Origin of the sequence: Streptomyces sp. NPDC059875, from assembly GCF_042731085.1 — a bacterium.
In the GTDB taxonomy this organism is placed as follows: domain Bacteria; phylum Actinomycetota; class Actinomycetes; order Streptomycetales; family Streptomycetaceae; genus Streptomyces.
Map to the genome: position 1 here is coordinate 125,863 of NZ_JBHWJZ010000009.1, position 15,396 is coordinate 141,258.

Here is a 15,396-nt window from a genome sequence, read left to right on the forward strand (position 1 = left end):
ATGCTGATCCCCCGTAGGGTCAAGCACCGCAAGCAGCACCACCCGAAGCGCAGCGGTATGTCCAAGGGTGGTACGCAGGTTGCGTTCGGCGAGTACGGCATTCAGGCCCTCACTCCGGCGTACGTGACCAACCGCCAGATCGAGGCGGCTCGTATCGCGATGACCCGCCACATCAAGCGTGGCGGCAAGGTCTGGATCAACATCTACCCGGACCGCCCGCTGACCAAGAAGCCTGCCGAGACCCGCATGGGTTCCGGTAAGGGTTCGCCGGAGTGGTGGATCGCGAACGTCAAGCCCGGTCGGGTGATGTTCGAGCTGTCCTACCCGAACGAGAAGATCGCGCGCGAGGCCCTGACCCGTGCGGCCCACAAGCTGCCGATGAAGTGCAAGATCGTTAAGCGCGAAGCAGGTGAGCTGTGATGACCGCCGGTACCAAGGCGTCCGAGCTGCGCGAGCTGGGCAACGAGGAGCTTGTCGCCAAGCTCCGCGAGGCCAAGGAAGAGCTGTTCAACCTCCGCTTCCAGGCGGCGACGGGCCAGCTCGAGAACCACGGGCGGCTCAAGTCCGTCCGCAAGGACATCGCGCGGATCTACACCCTCATGCGTGAGCGCGAGCTGGGCATCGAGACGGTGGAGAGCGCCTGATGAGCGAGAACAATGTGACTGAGCAGAAGACCGAGCGCAACGCCCGCAAGGTGCGTGAGGGCATCGTCGTCAGCGACAAGATGGACAAGACCGTCGTCGTCGCTGTCGAGGACCGCGTCAAGCACGCGCTGTACGGCAAGGTCATCCGCCGTACGAACAAGCTCAAGGCTCACGACGAGCAGAACGCTGCCGGCATCGGCGACCGCGTCCTCCTGATGGAGACCCGGAAGCAGTCCGCCACGAAGCACTGGCGCATCGTCGAGATTCTCGAGAAGGCCAAGTAATCACTTGAAGGGGTAACCCTTCGAGTTCGTTCCGCCAGGCTCGGCAGGGGCACTTCGGTGCCCCTGCCGGGAACCGGCAGACAATCAGGAGATAGACGTGATCCAGCAGGAGTCGCGACTGCGTGTCGCCGACAACACTGGTGCCAAGGAGATCCTTTGCATCCGTGTTCTCGGTGGTTCCGGTCGCCGCTACGCGGGCATCGGTGACGTCATCGTCGCCACCGTCAAGGACGCGATCCCCGGTGGCAACGTGAAGAAGGGTGACGTCGTCAAGGCGGTCATCGTTCGCACCGTCAAGGAGCGCCGCCGCCAGGACGGCTCGTACATCCGCTTCGACGAGAACGCCGCTGTCATTCTCAAGAACGACGGCGACCCTCGCGGCACCCGTATCTTCGGCCCGGTGGGCCGTGAGCTGCGCGAGAAGAAGTTCATGAAGATCATCTCGCTCGCGCCGGAGGTGCTGTAAGCATGAAGATCAAGAAGGGCGACCTGGTCCAGGTCATCACCGGTAAGGACAAGGGCAAGCAGGGCAAGGTCATCACGGCCTTCCCCCGCGAGAACCGCGTCCTCGTCGAGGGTGTCAACCGGGTCAAGAAGCACACCAAGGCCGGCCCGTCGCAGGCCGGTGGCATCGTCACGACCGAGGCGCCGGTCCACGTCTCCAACGTCCAGCTGGTCGTTGAGAAGGACGGCAAGAAGGTCGTCACGCGTGTCGGTTACCGCTTCGACGACGAGGGCAACAAGATCCGCGTTGCCAAGCGGACGGGTGAGGACATCTGATGGCTACCACCACTCCGCGTCTCAAGACGAAGTACCGCGAGGAGATCGCGGGCAAGCTGCGTGAGGAGTTCTCGTACGAGAACGTCATGCAGATCCCCGGCCTCGTCAAGGTCGTGGTCAACATGGGTGTGGGCGACGCCGCCCGCGACTCGAAGCTCATGGACGGTGCCGTCCGTGACCTGACCACGATCACCGGTCAGAAGCCGGCCATCACCAAGGCCCGCAAGTCCATCGCGCAGTTCAAGCTGCGTGAGGGTCAGCCGATCGGTGCGCACGTCACCCTCCGTGGCGACCGCATGTGGGAGTTCCTCGACCGCACCCTGTCGCTCGCGCTTCCGCGCATCCGCGACTTCCGTGGTCTGTCCCCCAAGCAGTTCGACGGGCGTGGCAACTACACCTTCGGTCTCACGGAGCAGGTCATGTTCCACGAGATCGACCAGGACAAGATCGACCGTGTCCGGGGTATGGACATCACCGTGGTGACCACGGCGACCAACGACGCTGAGGGCCGTGCCCTTCTCCGTCACCTCGGCTTCCCGTTCAAGGAGGCGTAAGCGAGATGGCGAAGAAGGCTCTCATCGCGAAGGCTGCCCGCAAGCCCAAGTTCGGCGTGCGTGGCTACACGCGCTGCCAGCGCTGTGGTCGACCCCACTCCGTGTACCGCAAGTTCGGCCTGTGCCGCGTGTGCCTTCGTGAGATGGCTCACCGTGGGGAGCTGCCGGGCGTGACCAAGAGCTCCTGGTAATCCCCGTTTTTCTGGGATAACCGGAGTCTCTCGGTAAGCAGAGGGTTGGCGGAGGCCCACCCCTCCATGGCTTAGGCTAGGAGGGTTGGGCGTCCGCCGCCCGTACGACTTACTACGCCGTAGGTCCCCGCGCCGCACCCGTCCCGCCCCTGTGTGGGGAGAGGGATGGCGCATACAGGAAACCCCGGCGAGAGAGGCCGAAGGCCAATTCATGACCATGACTGATCCGATCGCAGACATGCTCACGCGTCTGCGTAACGCGAACTCGGCGTACCACGACACCGTGTCGATGCCGCACAGCAAGATCAAGTCTCACATCGCGGAAATCCTCCAGCAGGAGGGCTTCATCACGGGCTGGAAGGTCGAGGACGCCGAGGTCGGCAAGAACCTCGTCCTCGAGCTCAAGTTCGGTCCGAACCGTGAGCGCTCCATCGCGGGCATCAAGCGGATCTCGAAGCCGGGCCTCCGGGTTTACGCGAAGTCCACCAACCTGCCGAAGGTTCTCGGCGGCCTGGGCGTGGCGATCATCTCCACGTCCCACGGTCTCCTGACCGGCCAGCAGGCAGGCAAGAAGGGCGTAGGTGGGGAAGTCCTCGCCTACGTCTGGTAGTCGGGAACGGAGGAATAGCTAATGTCGCGTATTGGCAAGCTGCCTATCCAGGTTCCCGCCGGCGTGGACGTCACCATCGAGGGCCGCACGGTCACGGTCAAGGGTTCCAAGGGCACCCTGAGCCACACCGTCGCCGCGCCGATCGACATCGTTAAGGGCGAGGACGGCGTTCTCAACGTCACCCGTCCGAACGACGAGCGTCAGAACAAGGCCCTTCACGGCCTGTCCCGCACGCTGGTGGCCAACATGATCACCGGTGTGACCCAGGGTTACGTGAAGGCGCTCGAGATCAGCGGTGTCGGTTACCGCGTTGCCGCGAAGGGCTCCAACCTGGAGTTCCAGCTCGGCTACAGCCACCCGATCCTGATCGAGGCGCCCGAGGGCATCTCGTTCAAGGTCGAGTCGCCGACCAAGTTCTCGGTCGAGGGCATCGACAAGCAGAAGGTCGGCGAGGTCGCGGCGAACATCCGCAAGCTGCGGAAGCCCGACCCGTACAAGGCCAAGGGCGTCAAGTACGCCGGCGAGGTCATCCGCCGCAAGGTCGGAAAGGCTGGTAAGTAAGCCATGGCATACGGTGTGAAGATCGCCAAGGGCGACGCTTACAAGCGTGCGGCCAAGGCCCGCCGTCACATCCGCATCCGTAAGAACGTGTCGGGTACGGCGGAGCGTCCGCGCCTCGTCGTGACGCGTTCCAACCGCGGTATCACCGCTCAGGTCATCGACGACCTCAAGGGTCACACCCTTGCGTCCGCGTCGAACCTGGACGCGTCGATCCGTGGTGGCGAGGGTGACAAGTCGGCGCAGGCCAAGCAGGTCGGCGCTCTCGTCGCCGAGCGCGCCAAGGCCGCGGGTGTCGAGGCTGTCGTGTTCGACCGTGGTGGCAACAGGTACGCCGGGCGCATTGCCGCTCTGGCTGACGCCGCCCGCGAAGCCGGGCTGAAGTTCTAAGCCCCGGTTCCGGGACTAACGGACGTAACAGAGAGAGGTAAATCCAATGGCTGGACCCCAGCGCCGCGGAAGCGGTGCCGGTGGCGGCGAGCGGCGGGACCGGAAGGGCCGCGACGGTGGCGCTGCCGCCGAGAAGACCGCGTACGTTGAGCGCGTTGTCGCGATCAACCGCGTCGCCAAGGTTGTCAAGGGTGGTCGTCGCTTCAGCTTCACTGCGCTCGTCGTGGTGGGCGACGGTGACGGCACCGTAGGTGTCGGTTACGGCAAGGCCAAGGAAGTTCCCGCGGCCATCGCCAAGGGTGTCGAGGAAGCCAAGAAGAACTTCTTCAAGGTTCCGCGCATCCAGGGCACCATCCCTCACCCGATCCAGGGCGAGAAGGCCGCGGGCGTCGTCCTGCTCAAGCCGGCTTCCCCCGGTACCGGTGTTATCGCCGGTGGCCCGGTGCGTGCCGTGCTCGAGTGCGCCGGCGTTCACGACATCCTGTCGAAGTCCCTGGGCTCCGACAACGCGATCAACATCGTGCACGCGACCGTGGAGGCCCTGAAGGGCCTGCAGCGTCCCGAGGAGATCGCGGCTCGCCGTGGTCTGCCCCTCGAGGACGTCGCCCCCGCGGCTCTGCTTCGTGCACGTGCGGGAGCGGGTGCGTAATGGCTCGCCTCAAGATCACGCAGACGAAGTCGTACATCGGCAGCAAGCAGAACCACCGCGACACCCTGCGTTCGCTCGGGCTCAAGCGCCTGAACGACGTGGTCGTCAAGGAGGACCGCCCCGAGTTCCGCGGAATGGTGCACACCGTCCGCCACCTCGTGACGGTCGAGGAGGTCGACTGACATGGCGGAGAACAACCCGCTGAAGGTCCACAACCTCCGTCCCGCCCCGGGCGCCAAGACCGCCAAGACCCGTGTGGGTCGTGGTGAGGCGTCGAAGGGTAAGACGGCCGGTCGTGGTACGAAGGGCACCAAGGCCCGCTACCAGGTTCCGGAGCGCTTCGAGGGTGGGCAGATGCCCCTCCACATGCGTCTCCCGAAGCTCAAGGGCTTCAAGAACCCGTTCCGCACCGAGTACCAGGTCGTGAACCTGGACAAGCTGGCCGCGCTCTACCCGCAGGGTGGCGAGGTCACGGTGGCCGATCTGGTCGCCAAGGGTGCGGTTCGTAAGAACCAGCTCGTCAAGGTGCTCGGCGCCGGCGAGGTCTCCGTGGCGCTGCAGGTGACGGTCGACGCCGTCTCCGGCTCCGCCAAGGAGAAGATCGCCGCCGCCGGCGGCACCGTCACCGAGCTCGTCTGAGACGACTCGATGGCCTGAACATCCGACCGGGGATGCCTCCCAAAAGGGGCATCCCCGGTTGGTCGTTCCTAGGGGGGCACACTCGCCGGTAAGGTGGCGTGCACTGTCTAGGCTTCCGTGCGGTATGCCCGTGCGGTTTTCGTGACCGATACCTATTCGTCGAACCTCAAGACCGTCACCTCTGGCGCATGGCGCGGGGGTCGCAGGAGGCACCGTGCTCACCGCGTTCGCCCGGGCGTTCAAGACGCCCGACCTGCGCAAGAAGCTGCTCTTCACGCTCGGCATTGTCGTGCTGTACCGGCTCGGGGCACACATCCCCGTACCCGGTGTCAGCTACCAGGCCGTCCAGCAGTGTGTCGACCAGGCGAGCCAGGGCAACAACTCCCTGTTCGGCCTGGTGAACATGTTCAGTGGCGGGGCGCTGCTGCAGATCACCATCTTCGCGCTCGGCATCATGCCGTACATCACGGCGAGCATCATCCTGCAGCTGCTGACCGTCGTGATCCCGCGTCTGGAAGCCCTCAAGAAGGAGGGGCAGTCGGGCACCGCCAAGATCACGCAGTACACGCGTTATCTGACGATCGCCCTCGCCGTCCTCCAGGGCACCGGTCTCGTCGCCACGGCCAAGAGCGGTGCGCTGTTCAGCGGCTGCACGGTGGCCAACCAGGTCGTTCCGGACCCGTCCATCTTCACCATCGCCACGATGGTCATCACGATGACCGCGGGCACCGCCGTCGTCATGTGGCTCGGTGAGCTCATCACCGACCGCGGCATCGGCAACGGCATGTCGATCCTGATGTTCATCTCCATCGCCGCCGGCTTCCCGGGCGCCCTGTGGAAGATCAAGGTCGAAGGCGACCTGGCCGACGGCTGGATCGAGTTCGGCACCGTGATCCTCGTGGGCTTCGCGATGGTCGGCCTCGTCGTCTTCGTCGAGCAGGCCCAGCGCCGTATCCCTGTGCAGTACGCGAAGCGCATGATCGGCCGCAGGTCCTACGGCGGAACGTCCACTTATATCCCGCTCAAGGTGAACCAGGCGGGTGTGATTCCTGTCATCTTCGCCTCGTCGCTGCTCTACATCCCGGCCTTGATCGCGCAGTTCTCGAACTCCACCGCCGGGTGGAAGACCTGGATCGAAGCCCACTTCGTCAAGGGTGACCACCCCTACTACATCGCGACGTACTTCCTCCTGATCGTGTTCTTCGCCTTCTTCTATGTGGCGATCTCGTTCAACCCCGAGGAAGTTGCCGACAACATGAAGAAGTATGGTGGCTTCATCCCGGGTATCCGGGCTGGTCGACCTACTGCCGAGTATCTGAGCTACGTGCTCAACCGGATCACTTGGCCGGGCTCGCTGTATCTGGGTCTGATCGCTCTTGTGCCGACGATGGCGTTGGCAGGCTTCGGTGGCGCCAATGCCAACTTCCCGTTCGGCGGGACGAGCATCCTCATCATCGTGGGTGTGGGGCTGGAGACCGTGAAGCAGATCGAGAGCCAGCTCCAGCAGCGCAATTACGAAGGGTTCCTCCGCTGATGCGAATCGTCCTCGTCGGACCGCCCGGTGCGGGCAAGGGCACGCAGGCCGCGTTCCTTGCCAAGAACCTGGACATTCCGCACATCTCCACGGGTGACCTGTTCCGCGCCAACATTAGTCAGGGCACGGAGCTGGGTCTCAAGGCCAAGGCGTACATGGACGCCGGCGACCTTGTCCCGGACGAGGTGACCATCGGGATGGCCAAGGACCGGATGGAGCAGCCGGACGCCGTCAACGGCTTCCTGCTGGACGGGTTCCCGCGGAACGTGGCCCAGGCCGAGGCGCTGGACACGGTTCTCAAGGCCGAGGACATGCAGCTGGACGCTGTCCTGGACCTCGAGGTCCCCGAGGACGAGGTCGTGAAGCGGATCGCGGGTCGCCGCATCTGCCGCAACGACAGCGCGCATGTCTTCCACGTCACGTACAACGCCCCGAAGACCGAGGGTGTCTGCGACGTCTGCGGCGGCGAGCTCTTCCAGCGCGACGACGACTCCGAGGAGACCGTCCGCCGGCGCCTGGAGGTCTACCACACCCAGACCGAGCCGATCATCGACTACTACCGGGCGCAGAACCTGGTCGTGACGATCTCGGCGCTCGGCAAGGTGGACGAGGTCACGGGTCGCGCGATGGCCGCCCTGAAGAAGGACTGACCTCGGTACCCACGTACTGACGCTGCCGATACGGCCGCGGTGCCCCTGAGGGGCGCCGCGGCCGTATCGTTGTTCTGTCCCGTGTACTCGTATGGAAAGGCCCCTGCCACGATGGTGCAGATCAAGACCCCCGAGCAGATCGCGAAGATGCGCGAGGCGGGGCTGGTCGTCGCCGCCATCCACGCGGCGACCCGCGAGGCGGCCGTGCCGGGTGCCACGACGAAGGACCTGGACGAGGTCGCCCGCAAGGTGATCGCGGACCACGGGGCGAAGTCGAACTTCCTCGGGTACGGCGGATTCCCCGCGACGATCTGCACCTCGGTGAACGAGGTCGTCGTCCACGGCATCCCGGACGAGAAGACCGTCCTCAAGGACGGCGACATCATCTCCATCGACGCCGGCGCGATCATCGACGGCTGGCACGGTGACGCGGCGTACACCGCCTTCGTGGGCTCCGGTCACGCCCCGGAGCTGATCGAGCTCTCGCGGGTGACCGAGGAGTCGATGTGGGCCGGCATCGCCGCGATGAAGAACGGCAACCGGCTGGTCGACATCTCGCGGGCGATCGAGACGTACATCCGTCGCCAGCCGAAGCCGGGCGGCGGCAAGTACGGCATCGTCGAGGACTACGGCGGCCACGGCATCGGCACCGAGATGCACATGGACCCGCACCTGCTGAACTACGTCTCCCGCAAGCGCGGCAAGGGCCCGAAGCTGGTCCCCGGCTTCTGCCTGGCCATCGAGCCCATGGTCTCGCTCGGCACCCCGCACACGGAGGTTCTGGCGGACGACTGGACGGTCGTCTCCACGGACGGCACCTGGTCCTCCCACTGGGAGCACTCGGTCGCCCTGACCGAGGAGGGCCCCCTGGTCCTGACCTCCCCCGACGGCGGCAAGGCGAAGCTTGCGGAGCTGGGCGTCGTGGCGGCGCCGGACCCGCTGGCGTAGCTGGGGCGGACTACGGCGCCGGACCCGCTGGCGTAGTGGTCCCGTGCTGCGGCGTGGCTCCTTGCGTAAGGATCTTCCGAGGTGGGCATTCTTCCCGGATTCGTCTTTTCCAGGGGCCTGACGTAGACTGATGCGTCGGCTCTCGTGTACCCGTGTGTCCGCATTCGGGATCGAGAGTCGATCAAGGTAGCCGATTCGAAAGGCGAAGCGTGGCCAAGAAGCAAGGTGCCATCGAAATCGAGGGCACCGTGATCGAGTCCCTCCCGAACGCCATGTTCAAGGTGGAGCTCCAGAACGGTCACAAGGTCCTCGCGCACATCTCCGGCAAGATGCGGATGCACTACATCCGAATCCTCCCGGACGACCGGGTCGTCGTGGAGCTCTCCCCGTACGACCTGACGCGTGGCCGGATCGTCTACCGCTACAAGTAGATCTTGCCCGCACCCCGCCTCCGTGCGCGGGTGGTGGCACTGACCCGGAGAACCTCACACCCATGAAGGTCAAGCCGAGCGTCAAGAAGATCTGCGACAAGTGCAAGGTGATCCGCCGTCACGGTCGGGTCATGGTCATCTGCGACAACCTGCGCCACAAGCAGCGCCAGGGCTGACGCACGCCGACCGACCTGCATTTCGCAGTTCTTCGCGCGACGCAAGCAATACGTACATACGCAGAGCCCGCCCAGCCCGCAAGGGTCGGCGGCACCTCCGGTGGGGGCCGGGGACCCGAGCTGTACCTCATACGGCGGCCCGGGAGCGGCTCTGTGGCAGACCCCCGAACACACAGGAGCCATTGAATGGCACGCGTTTCCGGTGTTGACATCCCGCGCGAAAAGCGTGTGGAGATCGCACTCACCTACGTCTTCGGTATCGGGCGCACCCGGTCCAAGGAGATCCTCGCCTCCACCGGCGTGAACCCGAACACCCGCGTTCGTGACCTGGCCGAAGAGGACCTGGTCAAGATCCGCGAGTACGTGGACGCCAACCTCCAGACCGAGGGCGACCTCCGCCGCGAGATCCAGGGCGACATCCGCCGCAAGATCGAGATCCAGTGCTACCAGGGCATCCGCCACCGTCGCGGCCTGCCGGTGCACGGTCAGCGCACGAGCACCAACGCGCGTACCCGCAAGGGCCCGCGTCGCGCGATCGCCGGTAAGAAGAAGCCGGGCAAGAAGTAGTCCTCAGCGGACGCTTGACCACACGGTCTTCGCTGTAGGACCGACCACCTCCCGTAGGAGATATAGATGCCCCCCAAGGGTCGTCAGGGCGCTGCCAAGAAGGTGCGCCGCAAGGAAAAGAAGAACGTCGCTCACGGCCACGCGCACATCAAGAGCACGTTCAACAACACGATCGTCTCGATCACGGACCCCTCGGGCAACGTGATCTCCTGGGCCTCCGCCGGCCACGTCGGCTTCAAGGGCTCGCGCAAGTCCACCCCGTTCGCCGCGCAGATGGCCGCCGAGTCGGCCGCTCGCCGCGCGCAGGAGCACGGCATGCGCAAGGTCGACGTCTTCGTCAAGGGTCCGGGCTCCGGCCGCGAGACCGCGATCCGCTCCCTCCAGGCCACGGGCCTCGAGGTCGGTTCGATCCAGGACGTCACCCCCACGCCGCACAACGGCTGCCGTCCGCCGAAGCGTCGTCGCGTCTGACGCACGACGACCGGCAACGGTTGTTTTGAGGGATGGGCGGTACGGCTCTTCGGAGGCGTGCCGCCCGTACCCTTGGTAGTACCTCTGTCGGACGTCAAATAGTGGGCGTCCACAACCGAAGGATTCACACCATGCTGATCGCTCAGCGTCCCTCGCTGACCGAAGAGGTCGTCGACGAATTCCGCTCGCGGTTCGTCATCGAGCCCCTGGAGCCGGGTTTCGGCTACACGCTCGGCAACAGCCTCCGTCGTACGCTCCTCTCCTCGATCCCGGGTGCGGCTGTCACGTCCATCCGCATCGACGGTGTCCTGCACGAGTTCACCACCGTGCCGGGCGTCAAGGAGGACGTCACCGACCTCATCCTGAACATCAAGCAGCTGGTCGTCTCCTCGGAGCACGACGAGCCGGTCGTGATGTACCTGCGCAAGCAGGGTCCCGGCCTGGTCACCGCTGCTGACATCGCCCCGCCGGCCGGTGTCGAGGTGCACAACCCCGACCTGGTGCTCGCCACGCTCAACGGCAAGGGCAAGCTGGAGATGGAGCTGACCGTCGAGCGCGGTCGCGGCTACGTCTCCGCCGTGCAGAACAAGCAGGTGGGCCAGGAGATCGGCCGTATCCCGGTCGACTCCATCTACTCGCCGGTGCTCAAGGTCACGTACAAGGTCGAGGCGACCCGTGTCGAGCAGCGCACCGACTTCGACAAGCTGATCGTCGACGTCGAGACCAAGCAGGCCATGCGCCCGCGTGACGCCATGGCGTCCGCCGGTAAGACCCTGGTCGAGCTGTTCGGTCTGGCGCGCGAGCTCAACATCGACGCCGAGGGCATCGACATGGGCCCGTCCCCCACGGACGCCGCCCTCGCCGCCGACCTGGCGCTGCCGATCGAGGAGCTCGAGCTCACCGTTCGTTCGTACAACTGCCTCAAGCGTGAGGGCATCCACTCCGTGGGTGAGCTCGTGGCGCGCTCCGAGGCCGACCTGCTCGACATCCGCAACTTCGGTGCGAAGTCGATCGACGAGGTCAAGGCGAAGCTGGCCGGCATGGGCCTGGCCCTCAAGGACAGCCCGCCCGGATTCGACCCGACCGCCGCCGCCGACGCCTTCGGCGCCGACGACGACGCGGACGCGGGCTTCGTCGAGACCGAGCAGTACTAAGAGCTCGGGACCGACAGGTCCCGTTCTTGCTGCGGGCCGGTTTCGGCTGGTCGCGCAGTTCCCCGCGCCCCTTAGGGGGCGCGGGTCTCCGACGGGTAACCGCCCGCTCGGACACTGACACCGGTACCTCACACGGCCGGTGCAGATCACAAGGAGAAACACCATGCCGCGTCCCGCCAAGGGTGCCCGCCTCGGTGGCAGTGCCGCTCACGAGCGTCTGCTGCTCGCCAACCTGGCGAAGTCCCTCTTCGAGCACGGCCGCATCACCACGACCGAGGCCAAGGCCCGCCGCCTGCGTCCGGTCGCCGAGCGCCTGATCACCAAGGCCAAGAAGGGCGACATCCACAACCGTCGCCTGGTGCTGCAGACGATCACGGACAAGGGCGTCGTCCACACGCTCTTCACCGAGATCGCCCCGCGCTACTCCGAGCGCCCGGGTGGCTACACCCGTATCACCAAGATCGGCAACCGTCGTGGCGACAACGCCCCGATGGCCGTGATCGAGCTGGTCGAGGGCGAGATCGCCAAGAAGGCGACCGTCGCCGAGGCCGAGGCCGCCGCCAAGCGCGCGGTCAAGGAGGCCGACGAGGCCAAGGTCGAGGAGACCAAGGTCGAGGACGCCGCCGAGGCTCCGGCCGAGGAGTCGAAGGACGCGTAAGCGTTCCGACGTTTCTCGTGTGCGGGCCCGTACCCCCAGGGGTGCGGGCCCGCTCCCGTGTTCTGAGAGGATTTTCGCGTGAGCGACGACGTGCAGCCCGGCTTCGTACGGATCCGGCTCGACCTTTCCTACGACGGCAAGGACTTCTCCGGCTGGGCCAAGCAGGCCCACGGACAGCGGACCGTCCAGGGCGACATCGAGGACGCCCTGAAGACCGTCACCCGCTCCAAGGAGACGTACGAGCTGACCGTCGCCGGCCGCACCGACGCCGGGGTGCACGCCCGCGGCCAGGTCGCGCACGTCGATCTGCCCGTCGAGCTGTGGGCCGAGCACCAGGACAAGCTGCTCAGGCGGCTCGCCGGGCGGCTCTCCCACGACGTACGGGTCTGGCGGCTCACCGAGGCCCCCGCGGGGTTCAACGCGCGCTTCTCCGCCATCTGGCGCCGGTACGCCTACCGCGTCACCGACAACCCCGGGGGAGTCGACCCCCTCCTGCGCGGCCACGTCCTGTGGCACGACTGGACCCTCGACACGGACGCCATGAACGCCGCCGCCGAGCGCCTCGTCGGCGAGCACGACTTCGCGGCGTACTGCAAGAAGCGCGAGGGCGCCACCACCATCCGCACCCTCCAGGAGCTGCGCTGGGAGCGGCGGCCCGGCGGCATCCTCGAGGCGACCGTCAAGGCGGACGCCTTCTGCCACAACATGGTCCGCTCGCTCGTCGGCGCCCTGCTCTTCGTCGGCGACGGACACCGCCCGGTCGAGTGGCCGGCGAAGGTCCTCGCGGCGGGCGTACGGGACTCGGCGGTGCACGTCGTACGGCCGCACGGGCTCACCCTCGAAGAGGTCGGCTACCCGGCCGACGAGCTCCTGGCCGCCCGGAACCGGGAGGCCAGGAACAAGCGGTCACTCCCCGGGAGCGCCGGCTGCTGCTGAGGCCTGGGTGCGGCCACGGGCGTAGATCTGGTTGAAGGCGAACGTGCCCAGGTCGTCACTGGCCTGGAAGACGGCCTTGTCCGCCGTGCTGACCTTCTTGCCGTTGGTGAAACCGGCCTGGGTGAAGTACGCGTACCGGCCGATCGAGTTCGCGCGGCGCAGGCAGACCGTCGCGCGGCAGAAGTCGCTCACACCCGAGCCCGCCAGCGGAGCGATACCGCCGCTGGCCTGGTTCTTCGCCTTCAGCGCCTCCGCCTCGGTGGAGAAGACGGCCACGCCGACGGTGATCGCGACCCCGTCCTTCACATAGGTGGCGCGGATCACACGGTCGCAGCCGTTCTTCTTCAGGACCGAGCCGAGGGCGCCCTGCGCGACGCTCGCGCAGTTCGTCGTCGACGAGGTCGCGCCCTTGGTGTAGGCGCGCCCGCTCATCGTGAGCTTCTTGCCCGGGAAGAGGCCCTCGGCGCTCAGCGGGGCCTTGTCCTTCTTCTCGTTCGAGATGAAGTCCATGGGGTTCGGCGGGGGTGGCGGCGCCACGGAGGAGAACGTCGGCTCGGGGGTGGGGGAGCCGGTGGGCGCGGCGGAGCCAGTGGGGGTGACCGTGCCGTTCTTGCCGGTCGTGGTGTCGTTCCCGCTGCTCACCACGGCCGTGGCGACGATCGCGCCGACCGCGAGGGTGGCGAGCGCGCCGCCGCCGATCAGCAGCCAGCGCTTACGCCGCCGGCCCGCCGCGGACGCGTCGGCGAGGGCGCCCCAGTCCGGTGTCCCGGGCGCCTGCGCCCCCGGAAACGGGTCGGGCTGCTGAAACGCCGGCTGCTGTCCGTACGGCTGCTGCTGACCCTGCTGCTGCGGCTCCTGTGGCCACTGCGGTCCCCCAAAGCTCATGCCGCGCATCCTAAACCGGTTGGGAGCAGGCGGTGTCGGCGGCGACAATGCCCCTCATGGGACATGTCGAGGCCGCGCATCTGGAGTACTACCTTCCCGACGGGAGGGTCCTGCTCGCGGACGCCTCCTTCCGGGTGGGGGAGGGCGCGGTGGTCGCCCTGGTCGGGGCCAACGGCGCCGGGAAGACCACGCTGCTCCGGATGATCTCCGGGGAGCTCCAGCCGCACGGCGGCTCGGTCACCGTGAGCGGCGGTCTCGGCGTGATGCCGCAGTTCGTCGGCTCGGTCCGGGACGACCGTACGGTCCGTGACCTGCTCGTCTCGGTCGCCCAGCCGCGCATCCGCGAGGCGGCGAAGGCGGTCGATGCCGCCGAGCACCTGATCATGACGGTCGACGACGAGGCCGCGCAGATGGCGTACGCGCAGGCCCTCAGCGACTGGGCCGAGGTCCAGGGGTACGAGGCCGAGACCGTCTGGGACATGTGCACGATGGCGGCGCTCGGCGTGCCGTACGAGAAGGCGCAGTTCCGGGAGGTGCGCACGCTCAGCGGCGGCGAGCAGAAGCGGCTGGTCCTGGAGTCGCTGCTGCGCGGCACCGACGAGGTGCTGCTGCTCGACGAGCCGGACAACTATCTCGACGTCCCCGGCAAGCGGTGGCTGGAGGAGCGGCTGCGGGAGACCCGTAAGACCGTGCTCTTCATCTCCCACGACCGGGAGCTGCTCGCCCGGGCCGCGCAGAAGATCATCGCGGTGGAGCCTGGGCCCGCCGGCTCGGACGTCTGGGTGCACGGCGGCGGCTTCGAGACCTTCCACGAGGCGCGGCGGGAGCGGTTCGCCCGCTTCGAGGAGCTGAAGCGGCGCTGGGAGGAGAAGCACGCGCAGCTGAAGAAGCTGGTGATCAACCTGCGGCAGGCGGCCGCGGTCAGCCACGAGATGGCGTCCCGGTACGCGGCGGCGCAGACCCGGCTGAAGAAGTTCGAGGAGGCCGGCCCGCCGCCGGAGCCGCCGCGGGAGCAGGACATCCGGATGCGACTGCGCGGCGGCCGTACCGGTGTGCGGGCGGTGACCTGCGAGAACCTCGAGCTGACCGGTCTGATGAAGCCGTTCTCACTGGAGATCTTCTACGGGGAGCGGGTGGCCGTCCTCGGCTCGAACGGGTCGGGCAAGTCGCACTTCCTGCGTCTGCTCGCCGGGGATCCGTCCGTGGCCCACACGGGCCTGTGGAAGACGGGCGCGCGGGTGGTCCCAGGCCACTTCGCCCAGACCCACGCCCACCCGGAGCTGCAGGGCCGCTCCCTCGTGGACATTCTCTGGTCGGAGCACGCGAAGGACCGCGGCGGGGCGATGTCGGTCCTGCGGCGGTACGAGCTGGAGGGGCAAGGGGACCAGGCCTTCGAGAAGCTGTCCGGCGGCCAGCAGGCCCGTTTCCAGATCCTGCTCCTGGAGCTGTCCGGCACGACGGCGCTGCTGCTCGACGAGCCGACGGACAACCTGGACCTGGAGTCGGCGGAGGCCCTCCAGGACGGTCTGGAGTCGTACGACGGCACGGTGCTCGCCGTCACGCACGACCGCTGGTTCGCGAAGACCTTCGACCGGTACCTGGTCTTCGGCTCGGACGGGGTCGTCCGCGAGACGCCCGAACCGGTCTGGGACGAGCGACGGGTCGAGCGGGCGCGCTGACCTGGTGT

25 protein-coding genes are annotated in these 15,396 nt (G+C 66.9%); 24 read left to right on the plus strand and 1 reads right to left on the minus strand.

Annotated elements, in window-relative coordinates; translation table 11 throughout:
- The 23 genes from rplP (at nucleotide 1) to truA (ending at nucleotide 12,824) form a co-directional block, all read left to right on the plus strand.
- On the plus strand, nucleotides 1-420 hold the full coding sequence (gene rplP / locus ACFV9D_RS14175; RefSeq protein WP_015035580.1) for a 50S ribosomal protein L16: 420 nt from the start codon (nucleotides 1-3) through the stop codon (nucleotides 418-420).
- Nucleotides 420-644, plus strand: a complete 225-nt coding sequence (gene rpmC / locus ACFV9D_RS14180; protein WP_028797851.1) for a 50S ribosomal protein L29 — start codon at nucleotides 420-422, stop codon at nucleotides 642-644. Before rplP ends, rpmC begins: the two co-directional genes overlap by 1 nt.
- A complete protein-coding gene (gene rpsQ / locus ACFV9D_RS14185; RefSeq protein ID WP_385145140.1) occupies nucleotides 644-928 on the plus strand; it encodes a 30S ribosomal protein S17 in 285 nt (94 codons plus the stop codon). Before rpmC ends, rpsQ begins: the two co-directional genes overlap by 1 nt.
- 97 nt (nucleotides 929-1,025) lie before the next feature.
- Nucleotides 1,026-1,394, plus strand: coding sequence for a 50S ribosomal protein L14 (gene rplN / locus ACFV9D_RS14190; RefSeq protein WP_003956455.1), 369 nt, complete (start codon nucleotides 1,026-1,028; stop codon nucleotides 1,392-1,394).
- A 2-nt stretch (nucleotides 1,395-1,396) separates the two neighbouring features.
- Nucleotides 1,397-1,708 carry a 50S ribosomal protein L24 gene (gene rplX / locus ACFV9D_RS14195; RefSeq protein WP_015035583.1) on the plus strand — a complete coding sequence of 104 codons (312 nt, stop codon included), beginning with the start codon at nucleotides 1,397-1,399 and terminating at the stop codon, nucleotides 1,706-1,708.
- Nucleotides 1,705-2,262 carry a 50S ribosomal protein L5 gene (gene rplE, locus ACFV9D_RS14200; RefSeq protein ID WP_385145320.1) on the plus strand — a complete coding sequence of 186 codons (558 nt, stop codon included), beginning with the start codon at nucleotides 1,705-1,707 and terminating at the stop codon, nucleotides 2,260-2,262. Before rplX ends, rplE begins: the two co-directional genes overlap by 4 nt.
- 5 nt (nucleotides 2,263-2,267) lie before the next feature.
- A complete protein-coding gene (locus ACFV9D_RS14205) occupies nucleotides 2,268-2,453 on the plus strand; it encodes a type Z 30S ribosomal protein S14 (RefSeq protein ID WP_003948630.1) in 186 nt (61 codons plus the stop codon).
- Nucleotides 2,454-2,664: 211 nt separating this feature from the next.
- Nucleotides 2,665-3,063 (plus strand): 30S ribosomal protein S8, encoded by a 399-nt coding sequence (gene rpsH, locus ACFV9D_RS14210; RefSeq protein WP_306320973.1) that lies wholly within the window; start codon nucleotides 2,665-2,667, stop codon nucleotides 3,061-3,063.
- 21 nt (nucleotides 3,064-3,084) lie between these two features.
- Nucleotides 3,085-3,624, plus strand: a complete 540-nt coding sequence (gene rplF / locus ACFV9D_RS14215) for a 50S ribosomal protein L6 (RefSeq protein WP_385145142.1) — start codon at nucleotides 3,085-3,087, stop codon at nucleotides 3,622-3,624.
- Nucleotides 3,625-3,627: 3 nt separating this feature from the next.
- The gene (gene rplR, locus ACFV9D_RS14220) at nucleotides 3,628-4,011 is read left to right on the plus strand and encodes a 50S ribosomal protein L18 (protein WP_015035587.1); all 384 of its coding nucleotides are present in this window, start codon (nucleotides 3,628-3,630) and stop codon (nucleotides 4,009-4,011) included.
- Between the two features lie 46 nt (nucleotides 4,012-4,057).
- On the plus strand, nucleotides 4,058-4,660 hold the full coding sequence (gene rpsE / locus ACFV9D_RS14225) for a 30S ribosomal protein S5 (RefSeq protein ID WP_015035588.1): 603 nt from the start codon (nucleotides 4,058-4,060) through the stop codon (nucleotides 4,658-4,660).
- Nucleotides 4,660-4,842, plus strand: coding sequence for a 50S ribosomal protein L30 (gene rpmD, locus ACFV9D_RS14230; RefSeq protein ID WP_005313525.1), 183 nt, complete (start codon nucleotides 4,660-4,662; stop codon nucleotides 4,840-4,842). Before rpsE ends, rpmD begins: the two co-directional genes overlap by 1 nt.
- Nucleotide 4,843: 1 nt before the next feature.
- The gene (rplO, locus tag ACFV9D_RS14235) at nucleotides 4,844-5,299 is read left to right on the plus strand and encodes a 50S ribosomal protein L15 (RefSeq protein ID WP_361445400.1); all 456 of its coding nucleotides are present in this window, start codon (nucleotides 4,844-4,846) and stop codon (nucleotides 5,297-5,299) included.
- Between the two features lie 214 nt (nucleotides 5,300-5,513).
- Nucleotides 5,514-6,833, plus strand: coding sequence for a preprotein translocase subunit SecY (gene secY, locus ACFV9D_RS14240; protein WP_385145145.1), 1,320 nt, complete (start codon nucleotides 5,514-5,516; stop codon nucleotides 6,831-6,833).
- On the plus strand, nucleotides 6,833-7,483 hold the full coding sequence (locus tag ACFV9D_RS14245; RefSeq protein WP_385145147.1) for an adenylate kinase: 651 nt from the start codon (nucleotides 6,833-6,835) through the stop codon (nucleotides 7,481-7,483). Before secY ends, ACFV9D_RS14245 begins: the two co-directional genes overlap by 1 nt.
- Before the next feature lie 111 nt (nucleotides 7,484-7,594).
- Complete coding sequence (gene map / locus ACFV9D_RS14250; protein WP_385145149.1) at nucleotides 7,595-8,431, plus strand: type I methionyl aminopeptidase; 837 nt, start codon at nucleotides 7,595-7,597, stop codon at nucleotides 8,429-8,431.
- 209 nt (nucleotides 8,432-8,640) lie between these two features.
- Nucleotides 8,641-8,862 (plus strand): translation initiation factor IF-1, encoded by a 222-nt coding sequence (gene infA, locus ACFV9D_RS14255; RefSeq protein WP_003956442.1) that lies wholly within the window; start codon nucleotides 8,641-8,643, stop codon nucleotides 8,860-8,862.
- Nucleotides 8,863-8,924: 62 nt separating this feature from the next.
- Nucleotides 8,925-9,038: a 50S ribosomal protein L36 gene (gene rpmJ / locus ACFV9D_RS14260; RefSeq protein WP_003956441.1), complete on the plus strand. Its 114-nt coding sequence runs from the start codon at nucleotides 8,925-8,927 to the stop codon at nucleotides 9,036-9,038.
- Between the two features lie 186 nt (nucleotides 9,039-9,224).
- Nucleotides 9,225-9,605, plus strand: a complete 381-nt coding sequence (rpsM, locus tag ACFV9D_RS14265; RefSeq protein WP_005313488.1) for a 30S ribosomal protein S13 — start codon at nucleotides 9,225-9,227, stop codon at nucleotides 9,603-9,605.
- Nucleotides 9,606-9,671: 66 nt separating this feature from the next.
- On the plus strand, nucleotides 9,672-10,076 hold the full coding sequence (gene rpsK, locus ACFV9D_RS14270) for a 30S ribosomal protein S11 (RefSeq protein WP_003956432.1): 405 nt from the start codon (nucleotides 9,672-9,674) through the stop codon (nucleotides 10,074-10,076).
- 131 nt (nucleotides 10,077-10,207) lie between these two features.
- On the plus strand, nucleotides 10,208-11,230 hold the full coding sequence (locus tag ACFV9D_RS14275; protein ID WP_003966937.1) for a DNA-directed RNA polymerase subunit alpha: 1,023 nt from the start codon (nucleotides 10,208-10,210) through the stop codon (nucleotides 11,228-11,230).
- A 163-nt stretch (nucleotides 11,231-11,393) separates the two neighbouring features.
- Complete coding sequence (gene rplQ / locus ACFV9D_RS14280; protein WP_385145151.1) at nucleotides 11,394-11,888, plus strand: 50S ribosomal protein L17; 495 nt, start codon at nucleotides 11,394-11,396, stop codon at nucleotides 11,886-11,888.
- A 78-nt stretch (nucleotides 11,889-11,966) separates the two neighbouring features.
- Nucleotides 11,967-12,824, plus strand: a complete 858-nt coding sequence (gene truA / locus ACFV9D_RS14285) for a tRNA pseudouridine(38-40) synthase TruA (protein WP_385145153.1) — start codon at nucleotides 11,967-11,969, stop codon at nucleotides 12,822-12,824.
- Here the strand turns inward: truA and ACFV9D_RS14290 are convergent.
- Complete coding sequence (locus ACFV9D_RS14290) at nucleotides 12,795-13,709, minus strand: hypothetical protein (RefSeq protein WP_385145155.1); 915 nt, start codon at nucleotides 13,707-13,709, stop codon at nucleotides 12,795-12,797. The two genes, truA and ACFV9D_RS14290, sit on opposite strands and share 30 nt — an antisense overlap.
- 56 nt (nucleotides 13,710-13,765) lie before the next feature.
- Here ACFV9D_RS14290 and ACFV9D_RS14295 point away from each other — a divergent pair, with 56 nt between their 5' ends.
- Nucleotides 13,766-15,388 carry an ABC-F family ATP-binding cassette domain-containing protein gene (locus ACFV9D_RS14295; protein WP_385145157.1) on the plus strand — a complete coding sequence of 541 codons (1,623 nt, stop codon included), beginning with the start codon at nucleotides 13,766-13,768 and terminating at the stop codon, nucleotides 15,386-15,388.
- The last annotated feature ends 8 nt before the right edge of the window (nucleotides 15,389-15,396 follow it).

Coding starts and splice junctions, on each gene's coding strand:
- rplP (WP_015035580.1), top strand. CDS start 1: ATGCTGATCCCCCGTAGGGTCAAGCACCGCAAGCAGCACCACCCGAAG.
- rpmC (WP_028797851.1), top strand. CDS start 420: ATGACCGCCGGTACCAAGGCGTCCGAGCTGCGCGAGCTGGGCAACGAG.
- rpsQ (WP_385145140.1), top strand. CDS start 644: ATGAGCGAGAACAATGTGACTGAGCAGAAGACCGAGCGCAACGCCCGC.
- rplX (WP_015035583.1), top strand. CDS start 1,397: ATGAAGATCAAGAAGGGCGACCTGGTCCAGGTCATCACCGGTAAGGAC.
- ACFV9D_RS14205 (WP_003948630.1), top strand. CDS start 2,268: ATGGCGAAGAAGGCTCTCATCGCGAAGGCTGCCCGCAAGCCCAAGTTC.
- rpsH (WP_306320973.1), top strand. CDS start 2,665: ATGACCATGACTGATCCGATCGCAGACATGCTCACGCGTCTGCGTAAC.
- rplF (WP_385145142.1), top strand. CDS start 3,085: ATGTCGCGTATTGGCAAGCTGCCTATCCAGGTTCCCGCCGGCGTGGAC.
- rplR (WP_015035587.1), top strand. CDS start 3,628: ATGGCATACGGTGTGAAGATCGCCAAGGGCGACGCTTACAAGCGTGCG.
- rpsE (WP_015035588.1), top strand. CDS start 4,058: ATGGCTGGACCCCAGCGCCGCGGAAGCGGTGCCGGTGGCGGCGAGCGG.
- rpmD (WP_005313525.1), top strand. CDS start 4,660: ATGGCTCGCCTCAAGATCACGCAGACGAAGTCGTACATCGGCAGCAAG.
- rplO (WP_361445400.1), top strand. CDS start 4,844: ATGGCGGAGAACAACCCGCTGAAGGTCCACAACCTCCGTCCCGCCCCG.
- ACFV9D_RS14245 (WP_385145147.1), top strand. CDS start 6,833: ATGCGAATCGTCCTCGTCGGACCGCCCGGTGCGGGCAAGGGCACGCAG.
- map (WP_385145149.1), top strand. CDS start 7,595: ATGGTGCAGATCAAGACCCCCGAGCAGATCGCGAAGATGCGCGAGGCG.
- rpmJ (WP_003956441.1), top strand. CDS start 8,925: ATGAAGGTCAAGCCGAGCGTCAAGAAGATCTGCGACAAGTGCAAGGTG.
- rpsM (WP_005313488.1), top strand. CDS start 9,225: ATGGCACGCGTTTCCGGTGTTGACATCCCGCGCGAAAAGCGTGTGGAG.
- rpsK (WP_003956432.1), top strand. CDS start 9,672: ATGCCCCCCAAGGGTCGTCAGGGCGCTGCCAAGAAGGTGCGCCGCAAG.
- ACFV9D_RS14275 (WP_003966937.1), top strand. CDS start 10,208: ATGCTGATCGCTCAGCGTCCCTCGCTGACCGAAGAGGTCGTCGACGAA.
- rplQ (WP_385145151.1), top strand. CDS start 11,394: ATGCCGCGTCCCGCCAAGGGTGCCCGCCTCGGTGGCAGTGCCGCTCAC.
- ACFV9D_RS14290 (WP_385145155.1), bottom strand. CDS start 13,709: ATGAGCTTTGGGGGACCGCAGTGGCCACAGGAGCCGCAGCAGCAGGGT.
- ACFV9D_RS14295 (WP_385145157.1), top strand. CDS start 13,766: ATGGGACATGTCGAGGCCGCGCATCTGGAGTACTACCTTCCCGACGGG.